The organism is Bradyrhizobium tropiciagri, assembly GCF_018130545.1.
Classification (GTDB): Bacteria; Pseudomonadota; Alphaproteobacteria; order Rhizobiales; family Xanthobacteraceae; genus Bradyrhizobium; species Bradyrhizobium tropiciagri_A.
Window position 1 is genome coordinate 1,177,682 of the sequence record NZ_JAFCKF010000002.1, and the last position, 23,262, is coordinate 1,200,943.

Here is a 23,262-nt window from a genome sequence, read left to right on the forward strand (position 1 = left end):
AGGACATATGGTCCAAAAGCGCGACGTTCCCGGTATCCGCCCCTATGATGCTCCGGCCGGCGGCTGGGGTGCCCTCAAGGCCACCGCGATCGCGGTGCGCGACCAGATGGATCTGGTCGAGGCGCCGATCACGCTGTTGCGGACCAACAAGCCCGACGGATTCGATTGTCCGGGCTGCGCCTGGCCGGACAAGGAGCACACCTCCACCTTCCAGTTCTGCGAGAACGGCGCCAAGGCCGTGACCTGGGAGGCGACCAGCAAGCGCGTCACGCCAGAGTTCTTTGCGGCCCACACCGTCACCGAGCTGCTCGGCTGGAGCGACTTTCATCTCGAAAACGAGGGACGGCTGACCGAGCCCCTCGCCTACGATGCCGCGAGCGACACCTACCAGCCGATCTCCTGGGACAACGCCTTCGCACGGATCGGCGAGACGCTCCGCAGCCTGCCCGATCCTGACATGGCTGAGTTCTACACCTCCGGCCGCGCCTCGAACGAGGCCGCGTTCCTGTTCCAGATCTTCGCGCGCGAATACGGCAGCAACAATTTCCCCGACTGCTCCAACATGTGCCACGAGGCGACCAGCGTCGGCCTGCCGCAATCGATCGGCATCGGCAAGGGCACGGTGTCGCTGGACGATTTCGACCATTGCGAGCTGATCATTGCGATGGGGCACAATCCCGGCACCAACCATCCGCGCATGATGGGCACCTTGTGGGAGGTCTCGCGCCGCGGCGTGCCGATCATCGTGTTCAATCCCTTGCGTGAGCGCGCGCTGGAGCGCTTCGCCGATCCGCAGGACCCGATCGAGATGGCCACGCTCGGCTCGACGCGGATCGCCTCGACCTATTACCAGCCCAAGGTCGGCGCCGACGCCGCCGTGCTGAAGGGCGTCATGAAGGCACTGATCGAGAAGGACGACGCAAGCCACGACGTGCTCGACCACGCCTTCATCGCCGAGCACACCAACGGCTTTGACGCGTTCGCGGCCGATCTGCGCGCGACACCGTGGGATAAGATCGAGACCGTCTCCGGTTTCAGCCGCACCCAGCTCAGCGAGGTCGCCGCCGCCTACGCCAAATCCAACGCCACCATCGTCACCTACGGCATGGGCATCACCCAGCACATGCGCGGCACCGACAATGTGCAGCAGATCGCAAACCTGCTGCTGCTGAAGGGCAATTACGGCAAGCCCGGCGCCGGCATCTGCCCGCTGCGCGGCCACTCCAACGTGCAGGGCAACCGCACCGTCGGCATCACCGAAAAACCCAACATCCCAATGTTCGAGGGCATCGAGCGCACCTTCGGCTTCAAGCCGCCGCGCCATCACGGCCATGACGCGGTCGCTGCGATGGAGGCGATCGACGACGGACGCTCGAAGGTGCTGATCTGCCTCGGCGGCAATTTTGCCATTGCGCTGCCCGACCCCGAACGTTGCACCGCCGCGATGCGCAAGCTTGAGCTCGCCGTCCATCTCGGCACCAAGCTGAACCGCTCGCATCTCCTGACCGGCAAGCAGTCGATCATCCTGCCGGTGCTGGGCCGCACCGAGCAGGACATCCAGGCTTCGGGGCCGCAGGTCGTCACCGTCGAGGATTCGATGTCGATGGTGCACGCCTCGCGCGGCAAGCTGACCCCGGCCTCGGAAAATCTGCTCTCGGAATCGGCGATCGTCGCCGGCATGGCGATGGCGACCTTACCGGCGAGCAAGGTGCCATGGACCGATCTGATCGCCGATTACGACCGCATCCGCGACGCCATCGAGGGCGTGTTCCCCGACTTCAAGGATTACAACGCGCGGATCCGGATTCCCGGCGGCTTCCGCCTGCCACTGCCGCCAACCGAGCGCAAATGGACCACGCCGTCGGGCAAGGCCGAATTCCTGATCTTCAAGGGCCTCGAGGAAGATCCCGTCCTGACCGACAAGAGCGTGCTCAAGCTCGCCACCATCCGCAGCCACGATCAGTACAACACCACGATCTACGGGTTGAACGATCGCTATCGCGGCGTGTTCGGCCGACGCGACGTGCTGTTCACCAATGCAGCCGATCTCGCCGAGCGCGGACTTGCCCATGGCGACCTCGTCGAGATCGAGACCGCGCTGCCCTCGGGCCAACCGCGTCGCCTCACCCTGACGGCGATCGCTTACGACATCGCCCGCGGCTCGGTCGCCGCCTACTATCCGGAAGCCAACGGCCTGGTGCCGCTCGACTATCAGGACAAGGAAAGCGGCACGCCGTCGTACAAATCGGTGCCGGTGCATATTCGGCGGGCGGCCCAGGCGGCGTGATATCCGCTCGGGCGCTGTGCGAATGCGGCGCGCTCAGTTCGAGACGGGTATCTCGATCAACACGAGGGTGCCGCGACCTGGCTCGCTCTCCAGCGCGATCCGGCCGCTCAACGACGATACGACGGTGTTGAAAGCGATGTGCAGGCCGAGGCCGATATTGCCTCGCTCCCGCCCCGTCGTGAAAAACGGGTCGAACACCCGCGCCTGCAAATCTTCGCGGATGCCGACGCCCTGGTCGGCGCACGCAATCCGCGCGAGCGCCTGATCCGGCTGGGTTACCGTCACGGTGAACCGCCCGCCTCCGCCATCGGGATAGGCATGCGCCGCCGCGTTGAACGCGAGACTACTGATCACCTGCGCCAGCGCGCCGGGATAACTGTTGAGAATGATGCCTTGAGGGCATTTGACTTCGACGATCAATCCCTGCCGCGAAAGCAATGGCCCGAGCTTCGAGAGCAACTCGGACAACCAGCCGCCGAGCTCGAACGTATGACGCTCCTCATCGGCTTGATGGATCGCGACCTGCTTGAAGCTGTGGACCATCTCGGATGCGCGATGCAGGTTTTCCGAGGTCAGTCGAACGCCGTTCTCGATCCGTGCAATGCCCTTTGTCAGGTCGGAACGGCGGATGGCGGTGCCTTTCAACGCCTCGCTCATCGCGCGAAGGTCGGCTTCCATGGTCGTCGACGTGGTCAACGCCAGGCCAAGCGGCGTACTGACCTCATGCGCCACACCGGCGACGAGCTGCCCGAGCGAGGCTAGCTTCTCGGCTTGCACGAGCTGTGATTGCGTCGCATGCAGATCGCGCAGTGAGGCTTCCGAGCGCTCCTTTTCCTGCCTCAGCGCCTGCGCCGTTCGAAATTGCCGGCGCGCGCGGAACTCGCGGGCGGCGACGGCATAAAGCGACAGAGCATAGGCGTTGAGGACGAGGGAATGATTGATGAAGCGCAGCCCCGGCGGCAAAGCCGGCCCGAGCGATTCAGCGATGCACAAGGCAATCCATGTCGTGAGACAGAACACGGCCAGCGGCCCGATCCGCAGCGGCAGCATGGTCGAGACGAACAGGATCACCATCATCACGCCGGGTGCCGCATAGGTGAATCCCGAGGGCAGAACCAGGTAGACGCTCGGCAGCACGCAGCCTGGAACAACGCAATAGACCAGAAAGATCGTCTCGGCCCACGACTTCATGGTGGGCACCGAGAGCAAGGCGGTGAGCGGCAGCAGGACCAGCACGGCGACCCCGCCGCGGATCGCCAGCGTGGTCGACACGACCTCGGAATAGAGCACCCAATCCCAGAACGCATATCCGGCATAGGTAAACGCGCCGAGCAGCATCGCCACCTGCGTCCAGCCGATATTCCCCCGTACATATTGGTCTACGAACCGGCGCTCCTCGACGATATCGTCGAAGCGCAGTCCAAAGCGGGTCAAAAGGCCGAGCATTCCGCTATCAAAAAGGTTGATGAAAATCTTAGCATTGAAAAATTGCAGCGCGGAGAATGATCTACGACAGCTTGGCCACGCTGTCGCGTCCTTTTGGCGCAATCTCAGCCAAGGCGCGGCATCGCGCCGCGCCCCCTTTACCTTGCGTTCGCCGGCGCATGCGTCGGCCACAAATCGGCCCGCCAGTGCACCGCAATCGCCAGCATCGCCATGAAGCCGGCGGCGGCGAGCAGCGTGCCGGTCGCGGTGTAGCCGATCAGGTCGATCAGACTGCCGGCCGCCAGCAGGCCGAGCGGCAGGCCGTAGATCACCATCATCCGCACCCCCATCACGCGGCCGCGCAGATGCGCGCTGGCATTGCGCATCAGCATCACGGCGGCCGAGATCATCGACATGCTCTGCGCGATGCCGGCGAGCAGCAAACACGCCATCGCCACCGGCATGGTCCGGAGCTCGACGAATACCAGGAGCATCGCGTACCAAGCGAGCGTTGCGCCGATCAGCAGCCGCGCGATGCGCACGCCGCCGGCCATGCTGAGCGTGATCGAGCCGATCAGCGAGCCGAATGCAAAGCTCGCCGAGAGATAGCCGAGGCCGGTCTGGTCGGTATGGAAGATGTCGCGCGCCACATAGGGCAGCAGACCGTTGGTCAGCGGGAACGCAGTGAGGTTGGCGAGGAACGCGACGCACAGCGCAGCGCGCATGCCCGGGCCGCTCCAGGCATAGACGATGCCCTCCTTGAGGTCGCGCAGCAGTTTTGAGCCTGGCAGGTCGATCGCCGCCTGATCCACCGTGCCGTGCGACTTCGGACGGTTCATGCACAGCATCAGGATGGCGGCGGCGAAATAGAAGCTGGCGATCCCGACATAGACATAGCCGATGCCGAGCGCCGCGAACAATCCGGCCCCGGTCAGCGCACCTGCGATCCGCGCTGAGTCCTGCGTGGTACGCGCCAGGCTGATGGCGCCGACCAGTTGCTCCGGCGGCATGATGTCGGCGAGCAGCGCCCCGCGCACGCCGAGGTCCGACGGGCGGATCAGCCCCATGATCGCGACGATGATCATGACGTTCAGCGGCGCCAGATGACCTGAGAGCGCCAGCGTCATGAGGGTGCCGGCGAGCGCCGTGTAGGCAAAGCGCATCACGGCGAGCAGATCGCGATGCCCCATGCGGTCGCCGATCATGCCGACCACGGGTGCCACCAGCGTCCCGACATATTGCAGCGAGGCGAGCACGGTCAGCAGCAAGACCGAACCGGTCTCGACCATGACGTACCAGCCGAGCACCAGAGTCTCGACCTCGAACGCCCACGAGGTGAGCAGGTCGGATGGCCATTGGAAGCGATAGCTGCGGATGCGAAATGGCGCGAGCGCGGAGGTCCGCGCGGTCCCGCTCACGACGCGATGACGCGTGTCACGGCGTGTCCTGCCCTTTTCTTGGTTCTTCTGGGGTCTTGATTCCAGATCTTGATTCTATTGGGAAATATGGCTGTTCCGGCAGCGTAGCGCCGGCGGAGTCGGTGTCAATCGAAGCCGCCGCATGCGGCCATGCGCGGCGGGATCGGCGGCGGCGTGCTGCACTGCCCACCCGGGCTGGCCCAACGCGGCCTCCGGAGCGGCCGCCCCCCCGCCGCGTGATTGTGCTATTATGCCGGTTCGAAACCGCGGAGGATCACATGACAGCCTTCGAAGTTTTCGCGATCTACGTGACGCCGTTTGTGATCATCGGGATCGCAATCAAGCTGGCGATGAAGCGGTACGCCATCGATTTGCCCGATGTGCAGAAGCAGGCCGGCTCCGCGCCGAAGCGACGATTTTTGTTAGGTGCCTGGCGGTCGGATTAGGCTTCATCCTCATCTGTCATCGCCGGCTCGACCGGGCGATCCAGTACGCCGGGACCTCTCGGCTCAAGCATTGCTGCCTCTGGAATACTGTCATCACCCGCTTTCGCGGGTGATGACACCGCGTGTTTGACGTCTTGAATCGAGAACCATCCTCATTGTCGTTCCGGCGAAGGCCGGGACCCACTACCCCAAATCTCAATTGTCGCGCGACGCCGAGGCCACAATCTCGTTCACAATGAATGCGGTGGTTATGGGTCCCGGCCCTCGCCGGGACGACAGCGGGATTGACGGTGCGCCGGCGGCGCCCCTTCGCCGACTCATGCGAACACGACATTTTGTCATGGGCGTCACAGTTGCATTTTTTGCATCGCATCATATGATGCATATAATCCAATAAAACCACCGGCATTGAAGGGAATCCTGCCATGGCAACCAGCACCGATCCCGTCGTCATCCTCTCCGCCGCCCGCACCCCGCTCGGCCGCTTTATGGGCGAACTCTCGCCGCTCGCAGCCCACAAGCTCGGCTCGCACGTGATCGGCGCGGCGCTGGAGCGCGCAAAACTCGCGCCCGAGCGGATCGACGAGGTGTTCATGGGCAATGTGCTGCCCGCCGGCCAGGGCCAGGCCCCTGCCCGCCAGGCCGCGCGCGGCGCCAAGCTGCCGGATGCGACCGGCGCCACCACAGTCAACAAGGTCTGCGGGTCCGGCATGAAGGCGACCATGCTGGCCCACGACATCATCAAGGCCGGCTCAGCCGAGATCGTGCTGTCCGGCGGCATGGAAAGCATGAGCAACGCGCCGTATCTGCTGCCGAAGGCGCGCGGCGGCTATCGCGCCGGGCATGACCGCATCATCGACCACATGATGATGGACGGGCTCGAGGACGCCTACGAGACCGGCCGCTCGATGGGCGATTTCGGCGAGGCTACCGCGGAGGCCTACCAGTTCACCCGCGCCGACCAGGACGCGTTCGCGATGGAGACGCTGAGCCGCGCCCGGAAGGCGGTCGAGAGCGGCGCCTTCAAGGCCGAGATCGCGCCGATCACGCTCGCCGAGAAGGCCGGCCCGCGCATCGTCGCCAATGACGAGCATCCGCTGAAGGTCGATCCCGCAAAGATCCCCGGCCTGAAACCGGCGTTCCGCGCCAACGGCACCATCACGCCGGCCGCCTCCTCGGCCAATGCCGACGGTGCCGCTGCGCTGATCCTGGCGCGACGCTCGCTCGCCGACCGCGATGGACTGCCTGTCCTGGCCGAGATCAAGGGCCACGCCACCCACAGCCAGGAGCCGCAATGGTTCACCACGGCGCCGATCCCGGCGATCAGAAAACTGCTCGACAAGGTCGGCTGGAGCGTCGGCGACGTCGATCTGTTCGAGATCAACGAGGCGTTCGCGGTGGTCGCGATGGCGGCGCAGCGTGACCTCGGCATCCCGCGTGACCGGCTCAACATCAATGGCGGCGCCTGTGCGCTCGGCCACCCCATTGGCGCCACCGGCGCGCGGCTGATCGTGACGCTGCTGCACGCGCTGGAGGCACAGAATTTGAAGCGTGGCGTCGCCGCGCTGTGCATCGGTGGCGGCGAGGCTACCGCAATCGCGGTCGAGCGCGTCACGCACTGACAAGAAGCGCCACGGCCCGCCAAGACGCCGCAACGTCGAGTCTGAAAACGAGGGAACTATGTCATTTTAGACGTAGCTCCCTCGTGCCATATTGCGCATCACGCAAAGCTTTCACCGTAATTGATCTGGAACCCAATGATCTCGAATTGGCTTGCTTCCGCCCTCGCCCGCCGCAACATCCATTACGGCTGGGTGATGGTTGCCGTCACCTTCCTCGCTGCGCTGATCTCGGCCGGCACCGTCGGCGCGCCCGGCGTCTTCATCATTCCCCTGCAGAAAGAATTCGGCTGGTCCACCGCGGAGATCTCCTCGGCGCTGTCGATCCGCTTCATCCTGTTCGGGCTGATGGCGCCGTTCGCCGCCGCACTGATGAACCGCTACGGCCTGCGCAACGTGACGCTGGCGGCGCAACTGATCGTGGTCTCCGGCCTGTTGGCCTCGCTCGCCATGTCGCAGGTCTGGCAGCTGATCGCGCTGTGGGGCGTCGTGATCGGGATCGGCACCGGCATGACCGCGCTGGTGCTGGGCGCGACCATTGCCACCCGCTGGTTCGTGGCGCGACGCGGCCTCGTGATCGGGATGCTCACCGCAAGCGTCGCGACCGGACAGCTCGCCTTCCTGCCGCTGCTCGCGACAATCACCGAGCGTTATGGCTGGCGCGTCGCGCTTGGATTCGTCTGCGTCATGCTCGGCATCGCCGCCTTTGCCGTGCTGATGTTAATGCGTGATCGCCCGAGCGACGTCGGCCTGCGTCCGTTCGGCGACCAGGGCACCGCGCCGCTTCCCGCCCCGCCGCCGGCCAATGCGCCGATCATGGCGGCCGCGCTCGGCACGCTGCGCGATTCCTCGAAGTCGCCGGTGTTCTGGATCCTGTTCGCGACGTTCTTCGTCTGCGGCGCCTCGACCAATGGCCTGGTCCAGGTTCACCTGATCCCGATGTGCCTCGATTTCGGCATCCCGCAAGTGCAGGCCGCGAGCCTGCTCGCCGCGATGGGCATCTTCGATTTCTTCGGCACCATCATTTCGGGTTGGCTCTCGGATCGCTACGACAACCGCTACCTGCTGTTCTGGTATTACGGGCTGCGCGGCCTGTCGCTGCTGTATTTGCCGTACTCCGACTTCACCTTCTACGGCCTGTCCCTGTTTGCGATGTTCTACGGCCTCGACTGGATCGCGACCGTGCCGCCGACGGTGCGCCTCACCGCGCAGCGCTTCGGCGCCGAGCGCGCCAATCTGGTGTTCGGCTGGATCTTTGCCGGCCACCAACTCGGCGCCGGCGCCGCCGCGTTTGGGGCCGGCCTGTCACGCACGATCTATCAGAGCTATCTGCCGGCGTTCTTCATCGCCGGCGCGCTGTGCGTCTTCGCCGCGCTGATGACGCTGGCAATCGCGCGGCTGCAACCGAAGCCGGTGGCCGAGCCGAAGCCGGCGGCGGCCTGAGGCCGCTGCCTGCCGCGGTCCATGTCGGCGACAGCCTACTCGGCCGCAAGGCCGGTCGGCGCCGCCGCCTCGGCGGCTTCATTGTTGTAGTCGTGCACGACGCGGCCGAACGGCAGCGTCAGGTCGGCGATGTAATGGTGCGCGCCGACGACGCGCTTGACCGGGAAGTCTGCGACCGGCGCATTGACGTGCGGCACCAGATGCAGCCGGCCCGGTCCGATCCACGAGCCCTTGACGTTGATGTCGGTGAGGTTGATCGCGACCAGCTGGCAGATCTCGAGATGACCATCGACGCCGGGGATCATCTTCAGATTGATCTGCGTCTTCGACAGCGTCGCACGGGTGGCGTCGCCATTGCCCGCCATGCTCTCGTGCTTGTAGCCCATCGTGCCCATCGCAACGAGCTGGCCGGCATATTCCAGCGTGCCGGTCAGCGTGTCCTTGACGATCTCGAGCTTGGGGTGGGCGTACTTCTTCGGAAAGCCCCAGATCTCGCGGCCGGCCGCGATCGGCGGATCATCGTCGAGATACATCTGGCAGACGAAGTTGACGTCCTCGCCGTGCAGGCGTGCGGGGATCACGAGGCCGGACTCGGTGTAGCTGCCGAAGCCGGAGCTGTCGGGCATCTTGATCCACTCGTAATGCACGATCGCCTGCTCGACCGGCTCCAGCGGCTCAGGCAGCGCGGCGCGGATCAGCTCCGGCTCGGTCTCATAGGTGATGACCAGGAATTCGCGATCGATGAAACGGTACGGACCGGCGGGATAACTCGGACCGGCGGCCGGCATCGACGGAAGCTTGAACAGATCTTCCCTGCGCATCGCAATAACCCCCTGTTGGCAAAGTTTGCACGGACGCTAGCGGCCGAGATTGACAGCGATGTGAGGGATTTCCGTCAGGTGCATGACTCGGTGACGCCTACATAGCTTCGGTGAGCCCGCGTGACCTGCCTCGACGCCGAGGAGGCCAATGCTAACCATGCAGGCAGCCATGCCGGATGCGCCACGCGCGGGCGCCGCAATTGTCATCACGGCGTCATCGGCGCCCTGAATTCTCGCCGAAAATTTTTGGAGTGTCTGAGATGGACGCGCGGACCCCTCATTTGGACGACATCGAGCACGCGACGCCCGGCTGGCGTCCGGAGGGATGCGATCGCGTCGCCCTGGTCCTGCAAGGCGGTGGCGCGCTCGGGGCCTATCAGGCCGGCGTCTACCAGGCGCTGCATGAATCCAATATCGAGCCCGACTGGGTCTGCGGCGTCTCGATCGGCGCGATCAATTCGGCGATCATCGCCGGCAATCCGCCCGAGAGGCGGCTGGAGCGGCTGCACACCTTCTGGGACCGCATCACCAGCCGCAAGATCTGGCACTACACGCCGGACGGCGACATCTTCCGCAAGGCGCGCAACTTCACCAGCTCATGGCTGACGACGACGCTGGGGCAGCCCGGCTTCTTCACCCCGCATCAGACCAATCCGTGGCTCAGCCCGGCCGGGGCGCGCACCGCGACCAGCTATTACGACACCACACCGCTGCGTGAGTCACTGCTGGAGCTGGTCGATTTCGATCGCATCAATTCCAAGAAGATGCGCTTCGCGGTCGGCGCGGTGAACGTGCTCTCGGGCAACTTCATCTATTTCGACAACGCCCATGACGAGATCATCCCCGAGCACATCATGGCGAGCGGTGCATTGCCGCCGGCGCTGCCGATGATAAAGGTCGGCACCGATCATTTCTGGGACGGCGGCATCGTCTCCAACACGCCGCTGCAGCATCTGCTCGACCAGGAAGACAGCATGAACTCGCTGGTGTTCCAGGTCGACCTGTTCTCGGCGCGCGGCGCGCTGCCGCGCGACATCCAGGACGTCATGGCCCGGCACAAGGACATCATGTATTCGTCGCGCACCCGCTACAACACCGACGTCTACCGCAAGACCTACAATCTGCGCACCGCCCTGCACAACGCACTCGGAAAGATCCCCGACGATCACCTGTCGGAAGAGGAGCGCCAGCTCAAGAAGGCGAACAGCCGGCTGCCCGGGATCACGCTGCTGCAGCTGATCTATCAGCAGAAGGCCTATGAGGGCGACGCCAAGGACCACGAATTCTCCGGCACCTCGATGCGCGAGCACTGGGCGAGCGGACACGAAGACACCAAGCGCTCGCTGAAGCGCCGCGACTGGATCAAGATGCCCGAGAACGGCATGGGCATCGTGATCCACGACGTGCATCGGGAGAGCGAGTAGATAAGGTCGTCATTGCCGGGCTCGACCCGGCAGTCCATCCGCTTCGCATGACTCACTCGTCCGCTGCTGCGGACGATGGATGCGCGGGTCAAGCCCGCGCATGACGGATTGAGTCGGCGGCGAAGCCCTTACGGCCGCGTCGACATGTTGCGCGGCGGCCCGGCGGTGCGGACCGGCTCGGCGAGACGGGCGAACTCGCAGAGCAGCGAGCGCGTCTTGCGCGGATCGATCACCTCCTCGACCCAGAACTTCTCGGCCGACCGGAACGGCGAGCGCAGCTTGTTGAGGCGATCCTCGATCTCGCGCAGCTTGGCGGCGGGATCGGCGGCCGCATCGATCTCGGCGCGATAGGCGGCCTCGATGCCGCCCTCGAGCGGCAGCGAGCCCCAATAGGCCGACGGCCAGGCGTACCGCATCGAGAACCGGTTGGCCGGTTGATGCACCACGCCGGCAACACCGAAGGCGTTGCGGATGATGATGGTGCACCATGGCACCGTGCTCTGGTTGACCGCCGCCATCGCCCGCACGCCGTGGCGAATGGTAGCCGACTTCTCGGCCTCGAGCCCGATCATGAAGCCGGGGCAGTCCATCAGATAGACCACCGGCAGATGGAAGGTCTCGGCGAAATCGACCCAACGCACCACCTTTTGGCAGGCGTCCGCAGTCCACGAGCCGCCATAGTGGAAGGGATCGCTGGCGAGTAGCAGCACCGCCCTGCCCTCGATCCGCGCCAGGCCCGTGATGACAGGGCGACCGAAATTGGCGGCGACCTCGAAGAACGAGCCCTTGTCGACGACGGCCTCGATGATCGGCCGCATCTTGTAGACCTGCTTGCGATTGCGCGGCACCGCTTTCAGAAGCGACTCTTCGGCGCGTTCGGGATCGTCGGTGCAGGGAATGGTCGGCGGCAAATCGTAGACCGACGACGGCAGATAGGACAGGAAACGCCGCGCGTAGTCGAACGCCTCCTCCTCGGTCTCGACGGCCTGGTCGATCGCGCCGGCGCGGGTCTGGATGTCGGCGCCGCCGAGTTCCTGCTTGGTCAGATCCTGCCCCAGGCGCTTCACCACCGGCGGGCCGGCGACGAACATCGCGGAGCTCTTGGTCATGATCGAGTAATGCGTGGCCGCGAGCCGCGCAGCGCCTAAACCCGCGACCGAGCCGAGCCCGAGACCCACCACCGGCACACGCGCCAGATTGGCGGTCGTGTACCAGTACCAGCGCGTGCCACCGACGCCGCCGGGCAGATTGGCCGCGCCCCTGGTCTCGATCGTCTTCACCGAGCCGCCGCCGCCGGACCCTTCGATCACGCGCACGATCGGCAGCCGGAAGTCATGCGCCATCTCCTCCGCCATCAACGGCTTGGCGGAGATCGATGCATCGGCCGAGCCGCCGCGCACGGTGAAGTCGTCGCCGACCACGACGACGGTGCGGCCGTCGACCCTGGCGCGGCCGAACACGCAGTTGGCCGGCGTCAGATGCTTGAGTTCGTTGCTCTCGTCGTATTCTGCGATGCCGGAGATGGCACCGACCTCGTGAAAGCTGCTCTCGTCGACGAGCTTGTCGATGCGCTCACGAACGGTGAGCCGGCCCTGGTCGCGTTGCCGCTTGACCTTGTCAACGCCTCCCATCTCCCGCGCGAACGCTTCGCGCCGGGCGAGGTCGTCGAGTTCCGGCTTCCAGTTCATTCACTGCTCCCGTCTTGATGATTTTGTTATTGTTATGGGTGGTCACCGGCAGCGACTTGCGCTCGATCCGATTGCTGAAGATGTCGCCGTCGGCGCCTTCGAGCAGGCTGCCGAGCGCGGCGGCGAGCTCGACCATCTGCGGCGCGACCTCGCGATGCAGTCGCGCCTCGTCATACATCGCCGAAAGCAGGCCGATCGTGGTGACCACATAGGTCTGGTATTGCGGCGACCACAGCGGCACCGCGACGCCGTTGATGTGCGGGCTCCACAGGCCGCAGGCGACGACGTAGCCGTGCTCCTGCAAATGACGGCGGTTGGCGGCGATGCGCGGCGTCAGCATCTTGGCGCCCTCGGGCAATTCGCCCTCCATCTCTGCGATCAGCGCGTCGCCGATCGCGGGATCGAGCGCGGCGGTATAGGCGTGGCCGGCGGCGGTGGTCGCCATGGAGATGCGGCTGCCGGTCGCCTCATGCAGGCCCAGCGCGTTCGCCGCGCGGGCGAACTCCAGATAGACCAGATGGAAGCGGTCGGGGATCACGAAGCCCACGGTGCCGGGCAATTGATCGGCGACATCCTGCAGGCGCAGCCGGATCAGATTGCGGAGCTGCAATCCCTTCATCATCGTGGTGCTCATCGCGACCGCGCTCGGACCGATCCGGTATTTCTGGTCGCGCGGCAGATAGACCAGCTGTCCCATCCGCGTCAGCGTGTGCGTCAAGCGCGATACCGTCGAACGCGGCAGGCCGCAGCGGTTCGAGATTTCGAGGTTGCCGAGCCGCGCCTCATGTCCCTCGAAGCACCGCAACACATCGAAGGCGCGCGACACCACCTGGATGACATCGTCATCGCCAGTCTCGCTGGCGAGCATTCCCTGCCTACTTAGCCGTTCCGAGCGCCGTCCCATTTCGTTTGGCTCCATTCCGTCATGCGGAATAAAATTCCACTTGCAGATGAAGCTACCTCAGGCAATCTGCCGCCACAACAAAAAGCCGTTCGCCGGATGAAATTTCCGCAAGACGGTATCGGAGAGTGGAATGCCAGAGATCAAGATTGTGACCGAAGTTGCCGGCCGCGTTTGCGCGCTTCCCGTTGAAGCCGGCAGCAATATCGGCGACGGCGACGAGATCGCGTTCGTCGAGGCGATGAAGATGGAGATCCCGGTCACATCGACGGCAGCAGGCAAAATCAAGTCGATTCTGGTCAAGATTGACGATGTCATCGCCGAGGGCCAGGCCGTCGCGGTCGTCGAGACCTGAGCGCCACCGTCGTGCCGCTCGGCGCGGACCAAATTCCCAGATCTCATGTGATGGACGGCGGCTCCTTTGGGAGTCGCACGCGTCGCATGCTATTTCGCTTTCGAAACATTATCGGCCGTAAAGTTTCGTATAGCGATACATTTGCCGAGCAACCGCTCGTTTTGTGAACATCTGTTCGAAAACCGGCAGCCAACGGCCGGCGCCTGTACGGCTCCACCGCACGGCTGACGACGACGGACGCTCGGTTGCGCGCGCCCTGATTGCGTTGCACAACAGGAGGCGATGAAACAATCGCCTCCTCCCGTCACCGCCAGCACCGTCAACTGGGCCCGCTCGCAGCCGCCGCTGCTGCGGTTTCTGCACACTTGCTACGCAGATTTCCTCCCGGAGGCCGCCGGCGCGGTTGCGGACTACATCCCAGAGCTCGGCAAGGCTGACCCTGCCCATTTCGGCATCAGCCTGGCGACGCTCGACGGCCATGTCTACGAGGTCGGCGACACCAGGGTGCCCTTCACCATCCAGTCGATGTCGAAGCCGTTCGTGTTCGCGCTGGCGCTGGACACGTTGGGCGCCGAGCGGGTGGAAAGCGTGATCGGTGTCGAACCGTCCGGCGACCCCTTCAATTCGATCCGGCTCAACGCCGACAACCATCCGTTCAACGCGATGGTCAATGCCGGCGCGATCGCCTGCTCCGGCCTGCTCCATGCCGACAAGGGCGACGTCGCATTCGATTATATTCGCCAGGCGCTAGGCCGCTTCGCCGGCCGTGAGCTCGATGTCGACGAGGCGGTCTACGCCTCCGAGAGCGCGACCGGCGACCGCAACCGGGCGATCGGCTATCTCTTGCGCACCAACAGCGTGATCACCGAGAACGTGCCTGCGGTGCTCGACGTCTACTTCCGGCAATGTGCCATCCTCGTCACCGCGCGCGACACCGCAGTGATGGCGGCGACGCTGGCCAACCGCGGCATCAATCCGCTGACCGGCGAGCAAGTGGTGACGCCCTACGCGATCGCGCGCACGCTGTCGGTGATGACCTCGTCAGGCATGTACGACTACGCCGGCGAATGGATCTACCGCGTCGGCATCCCCGCCAAGAGCGGGGTCGGCGGCGGCATCCTGGCGGCGCTGCCCGCGCGGCTCGGGCTCGGCAGCTACTCGCCAAAGCTCGACAAGCACGGCAACAGCGTGCGCGGCATCAAGGTGTGCGAGACGCTGTCGGCGCATTACGACCTGCATATGCTCAATCGCAGCGACGACGCCCGCCACAGCATCATCGCCGACTACAATATCGGCAAGAACCCGTCGCGGCGGGTGCGCCGGCCGCAGGAGCAGGAGATCCTGGCCAAGCACTTTCAGGAAGTGCGCGTGATCGAGCTGGTCGGCACGCTGTCGCTCTCCAATGTCGACTATGTCTCGCGCCGCCTCGCCGGCAGCCCGCGACCGGAGTTCGTGATCTTCGATTTGCGCCGCGTCACCGCGACGACCCGCGCTGGTGCCCGGCTGGTGGCGGAGGCCTTCCAGGAACTGGCCGAGCTCGGCGTCACCGTGATCCTGTCCGGCATCAAGCGGACCTCGCGTGAATGGACCACGATCAGCGAGTGGACCAAGCGGCTCGGCAACATCAGGGATTTCTACCTGCTCGACGCCGCGATCGAGTGGGCGGAAGACCAGATCGTCTACCGCTATGGCGGGTCGATTGATTTCCTGGAAACGACCGAACTCTCCGAGCAACCGCTGCTCGCCGGATTGAGCGAGGCTGAGATCGCCGATCTTGCCGCGCTCTGCACGGTCAGGACCTACCAGCCGAACGAGAAGATCGTCGCCGCGGGCAGCGAGGCGACCACGCTGTTCTTCCTGCGCAGCGGCGTCGTCCACGTCACCCTGCCCGACGGCATCCGCCTCGCGACACTGACCGCCGGCATGGCATTCGGCGAGATGGCGCTGTTGGAGCCGAAGCGTTCGGCGGACGTCCTCGCCGACATGTCGGCCACCGCCTATGAGGTAGCGATCACAGATTTCGAGCGCTTCCGCGTGCAGCACCCGCGCGCCGGCGAGCGCATCATGCGCAACCTCGCGCAGATCCTCGCCGATCGGCTGATCGTGGCAAATGCGAAGGTGGACCTACTGACGTCGGGTTAGATGCCAGTCTTCCCCCTCGCCCCGCTCTTGCGGGGAGAGGGCCGGGGTGAGGGGCTGCTTCCGCAGGAAAACTCAAAGTCGAATTCGCGGAGACTCCCCCTCACCCGGAGCGCATTCCGCTTCGCTGCATGCGCTCCGGCCTCTCCCCGCGCGCGGGGCGAGGCGAAGAAAAGATTCGAGCCTAGCTCACCACTTCCGTGACTGGCTGCATGTCGATCTCAAACGTCTCGAGAAACTTCGACGTCATGATGTAGAAGCCGACCGAGAGCTGCAGCTCGATCAGCGCGCCTGGCGTTAGCACCGCCGCGATCGCCTTGAAGGTCGCGTCGGTCGGCTTCTTGAGCTTGACGATCTCGTCGGTGAAGGTCAGCGCCGCGCGCTGCACCTCATTGAAGCAGGTCGCGGACTGCCAGTTATCCAGCGCTGCGTTCTGCTCGTCGGTGACGCCGACATTCTTGCCGATGCGCTTGTGCGCGACGATCTCGTAAGGCGCCTCGCAGAGAATGCCGGTGCGCGTGATCGCGAGCTCGCGCACGATGGGATCGAGCTCGCCCTTGTGGCGGATCGCGCCGCCGAGCCGGCAGTACTGCTCAAAATAGCTCGGCGAATGCGCCATCATGCGGAAGATGTTGGCGTTGCGGTTCTTGTCGAGGATCTCGCGGGTGCGCGGGCTTGCCTTCGCGGGATCGGAGTAGTCGATGCGGGCCATTTCCTAACCTTGATCTTGCTGTCGTTTCTGTCGGGTTCGAAACAGTATCTGCCGGCCGTCGCAGGAGCAACACGCCCGAGTCAAATTGCCGCCGCATTCAAAGACAACCCTGACACAGTCGATATTCGCTGAGTGGGGACTCATCAAAGCGAATACTCGACGCGGGGTGTTCCGAGTAGAAAAATCTGGCCGTCTTGCGTGTCATCCGCGCAACGATGAGTCACGCCCAAGTCTAGGGGAAACGCATGAAGGAAGCCACCAAGAGGGCGGCCTCGGAAGCGCTTGCGCAAATGCTGGCGGTGACGGCGATGCTCGTCATCGCCAGCTTTGTATTTTATTGGCGATAGTATCCGCAACTGGAGGGGCAAGAGTGATCTGGTTCAGGCTTGGTCTCGCGTACTGACCGGATCGTTCAGCCCCTCATTTTGCCTTTGCGAAGTACGGAACCAGCCGTCCCGCAAATTGCGAGAAGCGCGCTGACACCTTGTCGCCGATGGCGAGGTCGTTGTCGCCATGGGCCATCATGCGAAAGCCCTCGTCGGCATCGACCAGCACGATGTTGTAGGGCACGTGTGCCCGCGTTTCCGGCGTCGCGGCCCGGCAGACCAGCGAAGTCGCATACACCGTCCCCGCCCCGCTCGCGCGGTGCTCAGCGAGATCAGACGAACCACAGGCGGCGCAGAAGCTGCGGCGAAAATATTGCCGCGCGCCGCAGGCGTTGCAGGTCTGGTAGGTGATGGCTTCGGCGCCCTTGCTCCAGTCAACGATCAGTCCGCTCATCGCACGCGCTCCAGGAACATGCTGACATGTGACGACAGCACGCCGCCGTCACCGTGCAGCAGCGCCACCGAGGCGTCGCGCACCTGACGGTTGCCGGCCCGGCCGGTCATCTGCAGATGGGTCTCGACCAGATGCGCCATCGCCCCGCCGACGCCGCAATGACCATAGCTGAGCAGGCCGCCATGAGTGTTCAGCGGTATCTCGCCGTCCTGATTGAAATAGCCGGCCCGCACCCGCGCCGCCGCCTCGCCACGTCCGGCGAGGCCGAGATCTTCCAGCAGCATCGCAAGCGTGATCGTGAAGCTGTCATAGACCGCGGCGTAACGCACGTCCGATATCGCGAGACCCGCCGCCTGCTTCGCCTTCGCGATCGAAATCTCGGCGCCGAGTTCGCTCAACGCGGGCGCGGCCGTGACGTGCTGATGGGTGTGCGCCTGGGCAGAGCCACGGACGCGAACCCGCTTGTCCCCCGTCGGCTCGCGGCTGATCACGCAGGCCGCGCCGCCGTCGGACACCGGGCAGCAGTCGAGCAGTTTCAGCGGCATCGCCACCGGCTTCGACGCCATCACGTCGGCAACCGTGATCGGGTCGTGGAATTGCGCGCCGGGATGCGTCAGCGCGTGCTTGCGCATCAGTACGGCGAACTCGGCTAGATCCTCTTGCGTCACGCCGTATTCATGCATGTAGCGCGTCGCGACCAGGCCGTAATAGGCCGGGATCGTCGGCCCCAGTGTCACCTCATAGTCGGGGTGCCCGACCTGGGCCAGCGCCTGGATCGAGGCGTCACGGCTCTGCCCGGTCAGCCGGTTCTCGCCACCGACCACCAGCACGTTCTTCGCCACACCGGCGTCGACCAGATGATGCGCCAGCATCGTCATCGCAAGGCCGGTGGCGCCGCCGACCTGCACGGCGTGGGCGTAAGATGGGCGAATGCCGAAATGCTCAGCGAACACGGTGGCCAGCATGATGTGCGGCGAGACGGTGGAGTAACCGCACAGGATGCCGTCGATGTCGGCGCGCTTCAGCCCGGCATCCGAGATCGCGAGCTCGGCCGCCTTGCTCATCAGGTCGAGCGAGGACAGGCCCTCGTGCTTGCCGTAGGATGTGAGGCCGACGCCGGTGACGAAGCTCATCGCTTTGCCCTCTCGTCTTCGTCATTCCGGGGCGCGCGACGCGCGAGCCCGGAGTCCATTTCACCGACGTCACATGTGGTCTGATGGATTCCGGGCTTGCGCCTGACGGCGCATCCCGGAATGACGCTGAGCAGATTTCCCATCATCAATACGACTTCGGAAGGCCAAGCACCTTCTCGCCGATGAAACTAAGAATGAGCTGCGGGCTGATCGGCGCGATGCGCGGGATCAGCGATTCCCGCAGGTAACGTTCGACGTGATATTCCTTGGCGTAACCGAAGCCGCCGTGGGTCATGACCGCCTGCTCGCAGGCGTGGAACCCGGCTTCCGCCGCGAGATACTTTGCCGAGTTCGCGGCCGGTCCGCACGGCAGGTTCTGGTCATATTGCCAGCCGGCGCGCAGCACCATCAGCCAGGCGGCCTCGAGCTCCATCCAGCACTTCGCCAGCGGATGCTGGATCGCCTGGTTCATGCCGATCGGGCGGTTGAACACGATGCGGCCCTTGGCGTATTCCGACGCCCGCTTCAGCGCGATCTGGCCCAACCCCACCGCTTCGGCCGCGATCAGGATGCGTTCCGGGTTCATGCCGTGCAGGATGTATTCGAAGCCGCGGCCCTCCTCGCCGATCCGATCTTCGACTGGAATCTCGAAATTCTCGAAGAACAGCTCGTTGGAGTCGACCGGCTTGCGGCCCATCTTTTCGATCTCGTGCACGGTGACGCGCTTGCGGTCGAAATCGGTGTAGAACAGGCTCAGCCCGTGGGTCGGGCTGCGCACCTCCTCCAGCGGCGTGGTGCGCGCCAGCAGCAGGATCTTGTTGGCGACCTGCGCAGTCGAGATCCACACCTTCTGGCCGTTGACGATGTATTTATCGCCCTGGCGCACGGCGCGGGTCTTGAGCTGCGTGGTGTTGAGGCCGGTGTTGGGCTCGGTGACCGCGAAGCAGGACTTGTCGCGGCCGTCGATGATCGGCGGCAGCATGCGCTGGCACTGCTCCTTGGTGCCGAACACCACCACCGGATTAAGCCCGAACACATTCATGTGCACGGCCGACGCGCCGGACATGCCGGCGCCGGATTCCGAGATCGTGCGCATCATGATCGCGGCATCCGTGATGCCGAGGCCGGAGCCGCCATATTCCTCGGGGATGCAGATGCCGAGCCAGCCGGCATCGGCCAGTGCGCGGTGGAAGTCGGCCGGATAGCCGCCCTCCTTGTCTTTCTTCAGCCAGTAGGCCTCGTCAAACCGCGAGCAGATTTTTGCCACCGCGTCGCGGATCGATTCCTGGTTGGCAGAGAGTGCGAAATCCATCTGTCGTGCTCCTATGCCTTCACCGCTTTGGCCGCACCGTCGCGCAGCATCGCTGCAATCTCCTCAGTCGAGAAGCCGGCCTCGCGCAAGATCGCTTCGCTGTGCTCGCCGAGCCGCGGCGCCAGCCGGCTCGGCTCGACCTTGGTTTCCGACCAGCGCGCCGACGGCGTCATGCTGCGGATCCGCCCTTCGGTCGGGTGATCGACCACGGGGAAGACGCCGGTCGCGACCATGTGCGGATCCTCCAGCAGGCTCTCGAGATCGTGCATCGGCATCACGGGCACATCCGCCTTCTCGAGGATCGCGTTCCACTCGGCCGTGGTCTTGGTCAACAGGATGCGCGCGAGCTCGGCGTAGACGACATCGATGTTGGTGGCGCGGCCGGCGAAGGTCGCGAATTTCGGATCGCTGCGGAGATCGTCTCGCCCGGTCGCCTTGAAGAAATTCTCCCACTGCTTGTCGTTGTAGACGATCACGCAGATATAGCCGTCCTGAGTCTTGTACGGCCGTCGGTCCGGCGACAGGTGCCGCGCATAGCCGCCCTTGTCGAGCGGTGGATCATAGGTCAACCCGCCCATGTGGTCGCCCATCACGAAGCCGGCCATGGTCTCGAACATCGGAATGTCGACGCGCTGGCCCTGCCCGGTGCGATCGCGATGCACGAGGCTGGCGCAGATCGCGCCGACCGCGGTGAGGCCGACGATGCGATCGACCAGCGCATTCGGCACGTAGCGCGGCACGCCGTCCGAGGTCTGCGCCATCAGCGCCGGCAGCGCAGTGGCGCCCTGGATCAGGTCGTCATAAGCGGGCTTTGCGGCATACGGTCCGTCCTGGCCGAAGCCGAACACGCCGGCATAGATCAGCCGCGGATTGACCTTGGCAACGACGTCGTAGCCGAGTTGCAGCCGCGCCATCGCCTGCGGGCGCACATTGTAGACCAGCACATCGGCCTTCGCGATCAGCCGCAGCACGGCCTCGCGCCCCGCCGGCTTCTTCAGGTCGAGACAGACCGAGCGCTTGCTTCGGTTGGTGTTGAGAAACACCGGTCCCATGCCGGGATGCCGGGTCGGACCGATCTGCCGCGTCACGTCGCCATCGGGCGATTCCACCTTGATGACATCGGCACCGTAATCGCCGAGCATCTGCGTGGCGTAGGGTCCCATCAGCACGGTCGTCATATCGACGACCTTGATACCCTGCAGTGGTCCCATCGTGCTGCTCGCTCCCCGGCTGTTCTGGATTGAAGCCTAGTAACGGGAGGTCCTCGAAGAGATCAAGCTGCGCCGGGCGTATGGGCGTATGCGCCGTGGCGGCTGGGCCGCTTCCGCGCGGCGGAACGCAGGCACTCCATCAGGACCGGTAGGATGGGCAGAGCGACTTGTCCGCCGTAGCTCGACGAGCGAAGGCGGAAGCGTGCCCACCCTCACGAGCACGGCGTGGATGGTGGGCACGGCGCACGCGCCTTTGCCCACCCTACTTGCCACCGGTCATCACCTCCCGCGCCGCCAAAAGCTTTTCCAGTTCCGCGTTCTGCTGCTCCAGCCGTTCGGCGATGCGCTCCTCGACCTCGGCGCCGGCAGCGCCCGCGGCCTGCTCGATCAGCTGCCTGATATTGTCCCGGAGGATCGCGATGCGATCGTTCACTTCCGACAGGGACAGAGACGTCTCGATTCCCATGGTCTGTTCTCCCGTGACTGGGCCGAGACAGCTTAGCGCGGCGGGAGGTTCCGGCCTATCCCTTAACCGCTCAGGTGCCCCCAATCCCTACTGTGCATGGGGTTGTTTTCGATGTTTTCGATTCAACCCGGTCTCAGCGCACCTTAGCCCACGCCCTTGGCCATCATCTCCCGCAGCGCGGTCTTCAGCACTTTGCCGTAATTGTTCTTCGGCAGGGCATCGAGATAGACGTAGCGCTTCGGCCGCTTGAAGCGGGCGATCGAGGCCAGGCAATGCGCGTCGAGCTTGCCGTCGTCGGCCGTAGCTCCGTCCGACAGCACGACGCAGGCGACAACGATCTCGCCCCATTCCGGATCCGGCACGCCAATGGCCGAGACCTCGCTGACATCGGGATGGGTCAGCAGCGCTTCCTCGACCTCGCGCGGATAGATGTTCGTGCCACCGGATATGATCACGTCCTTGGAGCGATCCGACAGCGTCAGGAATCCGTCGGCATCTAGCCGGCCGACATCGCCGGTGCGCAGCCAGCCGTCCTTCAGCGTCTCGGCATTGGCCTTCGGATTGTTCCAATAGCCGAGCATCACGGTGGCGCCCTTGACCTCGATCTCGCCGGTCTCGCCGGCGGGCAAAGGCTGGCCGTCCTTGCCGGTGATGCGCACGGTGACGACGCTCTGCGCAGTGCCAACCGAGGCCAGCCGTTCGAGATAGCGCGGATGATCGCTCTGATGGTGCCAATCACGCGACAGCGCCGTGATCGTCATCGGCGACTCGCCCTGGCCGTAGATCTGCACGAAGCGCTGGCCCATCGTCGCCATCGCGTCCAGGATGTCGGCCGTGTACATCGGGCCGCCACCATAGATGATGGTGCGCAGCCCCTCGCCGTTCTCGCCGCGCCGCTTCGCGGCATCGACCAGCCGACGCACCATGGTGGGCGCCGCGAACATCACGACATTGTCGAGCTGCCGGCCGAGGTTGAGCACCTCGTCCGGATCGAAGCCGCCGGACTCCGGAATGACGTGCCGGCCGCCCATCCGGACATGCGGGAAATTGTAGAGGCCGGCGCCATGCGAGATCGGCGCGGCGTAGAGCGAGGAATCGTTCGGCGTCGCCGGATCGACGTCGGCGAGATAGCACAGCGACATCGCAAGCAGATTGCCGTGGCTCAGCATCACGCCCTTGGGTCGGCCTGTCGTGCCTGAGGTGTAGAACAGCCAGGCGAGATCGTTGCTCTCGCGCGGCAGCGGCGCAGGCGGACCCTCACCGCTTCGCATCATCTTGTAGGCGACGCTGTCGACCGACAGCATGGTCATGCCGGCGGGGCAGTCGTCTTTCGCCTCCGTCAATGCGTCGATCGTGTCATCCGAGACGAAGGCGAGCTTCGCGCCGCCATTGCAGCAAATCCACGCCGCCTCACGGCCGTGCAGTTTTGCGTTGATCGGGATAGCGGCCGCGCCGATCCACCAGATGCCGTAGAGGCATTCGAGATATTGCGTGCAGTTCGTCGCAAACAGCGCGATGCGATCGCCGGTCGCGATGCCGTGATCGCGCGCCAGCGCCGCCCCGATCGAGGCGGCGCGGCGGGCGAAGGTCGCGTAGTCGGCGTCGAGGTCGAAGCCGGTCAGCAGCGCCGGCGCATCGGGTCGTGCCCGGGCCGTCGCCGCCAGCCATTCGGCTATGTTCAA

At 64.8% G+C, this 23,262-nt stretch carries 19 protein-coding genes; 7 read left to right on the forward strand and 12 right to left on the reverse strand.

Features of this window, described 5'->3' with window-relative positions:
• The first annotated feature begins 7 nt into the window (after nt 1-7).
• Nucleotides 8-2,287, forward strand: coding sequence for an FdhF/YdeP family oxidoreductase (locus tag JQ616_RS12265; protein WP_212014607.1), 2,280 nt, complete (start codon nt 8-10; stop codon nt 2,285-2,287).
• A 33-nt stretch (nt 2,288-2,320) separates the two neighbouring features.
• Here the strand turns inward: JQ616_RS12265 and JQ616_RS12270 are convergent, their stop codons facing one another.
• Both JQ616_RS12270 and JQ616_RS12275 read right to left on the reverse strand, forming a co-directional pair.
• Nucleotides 2,321-3,904: a sensor histidine kinase gene (locus JQ616_RS12270; RefSeq protein ID WP_349629987.1), complete on the reverse strand. Its 1,584-nt coding sequence runs from the start codon at nt 3,902-3,904 to the stop codon at nt 2,321-2,323.
• Nucleotides 3,871-5,130 carry an MFS transporter gene (locus JQ616_RS12275; RefSeq protein WP_212014609.1) on the reverse strand — a complete coding sequence of 420 codons (1,260 nt, stop codon included), beginning with the start codon at nt 5,128-5,130 and terminating at the stop codon, nt 3,871-3,873. The genes JQ616_RS12270 and JQ616_RS12275 overlap by 34 nt, the downstream gene beginning before the upstream one ends.
• A gap of 278 nt (nt 5,131-5,408) precedes the next feature.
• Between JQ616_RS12275 and JQ616_RS12280 the strand changes: the two genes are divergently transcribed.
• The 3 genes from JQ616_RS12280 (at nt 5,409) to JQ616_RS12290 (ending at nt 8,638) form a co-directional block, all read left to right on the forward strand.
• On the forward strand, nt 5,409-5,576 hold the full coding sequence (locus JQ616_RS12280) for a hypothetical protein (protein ID WP_212014611.1): 168 nt from the start codon (nt 5,409-5,411) through the stop codon (nt 5,574-5,576).
• Nucleotides 5,577-6,001: 425 nt separating this feature from the next.
• Nucleotides 6,002-7,198: an acetyl-CoA C-acyltransferase gene (locus JQ616_RS12285; RefSeq protein WP_212014613.1), complete on the forward strand. Its 1,197-nt coding sequence runs from the start codon at nt 6,002-6,004 to the stop codon at nt 7,196-7,198.
• Nucleotides 7,199-7,333: 135 nt separating this feature from the next.
• The gene (locus JQ616_RS12290; protein WP_212014615.1) at nt 7,334-8,638 is read left to right on the forward strand and encodes an MFS transporter; all 1,305 of its coding nucleotides are present in this window, start codon (nt 7,334-7,336) and stop codon (nt 8,636-8,638) included.
• A 35-nt stretch (nt 8,639-8,673) separates the two neighbouring features.
• Here the strand turns inward: JQ616_RS12290 and JQ616_RS12295 are convergent, their stop codons facing one another.
• Nucleotides 8,674-9,459 (reverse strand): acetoacetate decarboxylase, encoded by a 786-nt coding sequence (locus JQ616_RS12295; RefSeq protein WP_212014617.1) that lies wholly within the window; start codon nt 9,457-9,459, stop codon nt 8,674-8,676.
• 260 nt (nt 9,460-9,719) lie between these two features.
• Between JQ616_RS12295 and JQ616_RS12300 the strand changes: the two genes are divergently transcribed.
• The gene (locus tag JQ616_RS12300) at nt 9,720-10,883 is read left to right on the forward strand and encodes a patatin-like phospholipase family protein (RefSeq protein ID WP_212014619.1); all 1,164 of its coding nucleotides are present in this window, start codon (nt 9,720-9,722) and stop codon (nt 10,881-10,883) included.
• 128 nt (nt 10,884-11,011) lie between these two features.
• On the opposite strand, the gene JQ616_RS12305 is transcribed toward JQ616_RS12300, so the two are convergent.
• Nucleotides 11,012-12,571, reverse strand: coding sequence for an acyl-CoA carboxylase subunit beta (locus tag JQ616_RS12305; RefSeq protein ID WP_212014621.1), 1,560 nt, complete (start codon nt 12,569-12,571; stop codon nt 11,012-11,014).
• On the reverse strand, nt 12,501-13,475 hold the full coding sequence (locus JQ616_RS12310) for an IclR family transcriptional regulator (protein ID WP_212014623.1): 975 nt from the start codon (nt 13,473-13,475) through the stop codon (nt 12,501-12,503). Before JQ616_RS12310 ends, JQ616_RS12305 begins: the two co-directional genes overlap by 71 nt.
• Nucleotides 13,476-13,605: 130 nt before the next feature.
• Between JQ616_RS12310 and JQ616_RS12315 the strand changes: the two genes are divergently transcribed.
• Together JQ616_RS12315 and glsA are read left to right on the forward strand one after the other, a co-directional pair.
• Nucleotides 13,606-13,827: an acetyl-CoA carboxylase biotin carboxyl carrier protein subunit gene (locus JQ616_RS12315; RefSeq protein WP_212014625.1), complete on the forward strand. Its 222-nt coding sequence runs from the start codon at nt 13,606-13,608 to the stop codon at nt 13,825-13,827.
• A gap of 282 nt (nt 13,828-14,109) precedes the next feature.
• Nucleotides 14,110-15,969, forward strand: a complete 1,860-nt coding sequence (gene glsA, locus JQ616_RS12320; RefSeq protein WP_212014628.1) for a glutaminase A — start codon at nt 14,110-14,112, stop codon at nt 15,967-15,969.
• Nucleotides 15,970-16,150: 181 nt separating this feature from the next.
• On the opposite strand, the gene JQ616_RS12325 is transcribed toward glsA, so the two are convergent.
• The 7 genes from JQ616_RS12325 to JQ616_RS12355 all read right to left on the reverse strand — a co-directional run bounded on the left by JQ616_RS12325 (nt 16,151) and on the right by JQ616_RS12355 (nt 23,262).
• Nucleotides 16,151-16,678: a carboxymuconolactone decarboxylase family protein gene (locus tag JQ616_RS12325; RefSeq protein WP_212014630.1), complete on the reverse strand. Its 528-nt coding sequence runs from the start codon at nt 16,676-16,678 to the stop codon at nt 16,151-16,153.
• Nucleotides 16,679-17,098: 420 nt separating this feature from the next.
• On the reverse strand, nt 17,099-17,458 hold the full coding sequence (locus tag JQ616_RS12330) for a Zn-ribbon domain-containing OB-fold protein (RefSeq protein ID WP_212014632.1): 360 nt from the start codon (nt 17,456-17,458) through the stop codon (nt 17,099-17,101).
• Nucleotides 17,455-18,591, reverse strand: coding sequence for a thiolase family protein (locus JQ616_RS12335; protein WP_212014634.1), 1,137 nt, complete (start codon nt 18,589-18,591; stop codon nt 17,455-17,457). The genes JQ616_RS12330 and JQ616_RS12335 overlap by 4 nt, the downstream gene beginning before the upstream one ends.
• A gap of 145 nt (nt 18,592-18,736) precedes the next feature.
• Nucleotides 18,737-19,903 (reverse strand): acyl-CoA dehydrogenase family protein, encoded by a 1,167-nt coding sequence (locus JQ616_RS12340; protein WP_028344637.1) that lies wholly within the window; start codon nt 19,901-19,903, stop codon nt 18,737-18,739.
• A gap of 11 nt (nt 19,904-19,914) precedes the next feature.
• Nucleotides 19,915-21,114 carry a CaiB/BaiF CoA transferase family protein gene (locus JQ616_RS12345; RefSeq protein ID WP_212014636.1) on the reverse strand — a complete coding sequence of 400 codons (1,200 nt, stop codon included), beginning with the start codon at nt 21,112-21,114 and terminating at the stop codon, nt 19,915-19,917.
• A gap of 262 nt (nt 21,115-21,376) precedes the next feature.
• The gene (locus JQ616_RS12350; protein ID WP_212014638.1) at nt 21,377-21,580 is read right to left on the reverse strand and encodes a hypothetical protein; all 204 of its coding nucleotides are present in this window, start codon (nt 21,578-21,580) and stop codon (nt 21,377-21,379) included.
• 143 nt (nt 21,581-21,723) lie between these two features.
• Nucleotides 21,724-23,262: a class I adenylate-forming enzyme family protein gene (locus tag JQ616_RS12355; protein ID WP_212014640.1), complete on the reverse strand. Its 1,539-nt coding sequence runs from the start codon at nt 23,260-23,262 to the stop codon at nt 21,724-21,726.

Bases quoted from the DNA above. Each gene is read 5' to 3' on its own strand.
- JQ616_RS12335 (WP_212014634.1), bottom strand. From the start codon at position 18,591: ATGAGCTTCGTCACCGGCGTCGGCCTCACATCCTACGGCAAGCACGAG.
- JQ616_RS12340 (WP_028344637.1), bottom strand. From the start codon at position 19,903: ATGGATTTCGCACTCTCTGCCAACCAGGAATCGATCCGCGACGCGGTG.
- JQ616_RS12295 (WP_212014617.1), bottom strand. From the start codon at position 9,459: ATGCGCAGGGAAGATCTGTTCAAGCTTCCGTCGATGCCGGCCGCCGGT.
- glsA (WP_212014628.1), top strand. From the start codon at position 14,110: ATGAAACAATCGCCTCCTCCCGTCACCGCCAGCACCGTCAACTGGGCC.
- JQ616_RS12290 (WP_212014615.1), top strand. From the start codon at position 7,334: ATGATCTCGAATTGGCTTGCTTCCGCCCTCGCCCGCCGCAACATCCAT.
- JQ616_RS12345 (WP_212014636.1), bottom strand. From the start codon at position 21,114: ATGGGACCACTGCAGGGTATCAAGGTCGTCGATATGACGACCGTGCTG.
- JQ616_RS12280 (WP_212014611.1), top strand. From the start codon at position 5,409: ATGACAGCCTTCGAAGTTTTCGCGATCTACGTGACGCCGTTTGTGATC.
- JQ616_RS12265 (WP_212014607.1), top strand. From the start codon at position 8: ATGGTCCAAAAGCGCGACGTTCCCGGTATCCGCCCCTATGATGCTCCG.
- JQ616_RS12300 (WP_212014619.1), top strand. From the start codon at position 9,720: ATGGACGCGCGGACCCCTCATTTGGACGACATCGAGCACGCGACGCCC.
- JQ616_RS12325 (WP_212014630.1), bottom strand. From the start codon at position 16,678: ATGGCCCGCATCGACTACTCCGATCCCGCGAAGGCAAGCCCGCGCACC.
- JQ616_RS12305 (WP_212014621.1), bottom strand. From the start codon at position 12,571: ATGAACTGGAAGCCGGAACTCGACGACCTCGCCCGGCGCGAAGCGTTC.
- JQ616_RS12350 (WP_212014638.1), bottom strand. From the start codon at position 21,580: ATGGGAATCGAGACGTCTCTGTCCCTGTCGGAAGTGAACGATCGCATC.
- JQ616_RS12315 (WP_212014625.1), top strand. From the start codon at position 13,606: ATGCCAGAGATCAAGATTGTGACCGAAGTTGCCGGCCGCGTTTGCGCG.
- JQ616_RS12310 (WP_212014623.1), bottom strand. From the start codon at position 13,475: ATGGGACGGCGCTCGGAACGGCTAAGTAGGCAGGGAATGCTCGCCAGC.
- JQ616_RS12285 (WP_212014613.1), top strand. From the start codon at position 6,002: ATGGCAACCAGCACCGATCCCGTCGTCATCCTCTCCGCCGCCCGCACC.
- JQ616_RS12330 (WP_212014632.1), bottom strand. From the start codon at position 17,458: ATGAGCGGACTGATCGTTGACTGGAGCAAGGGCGCCGAAGCCATCACC.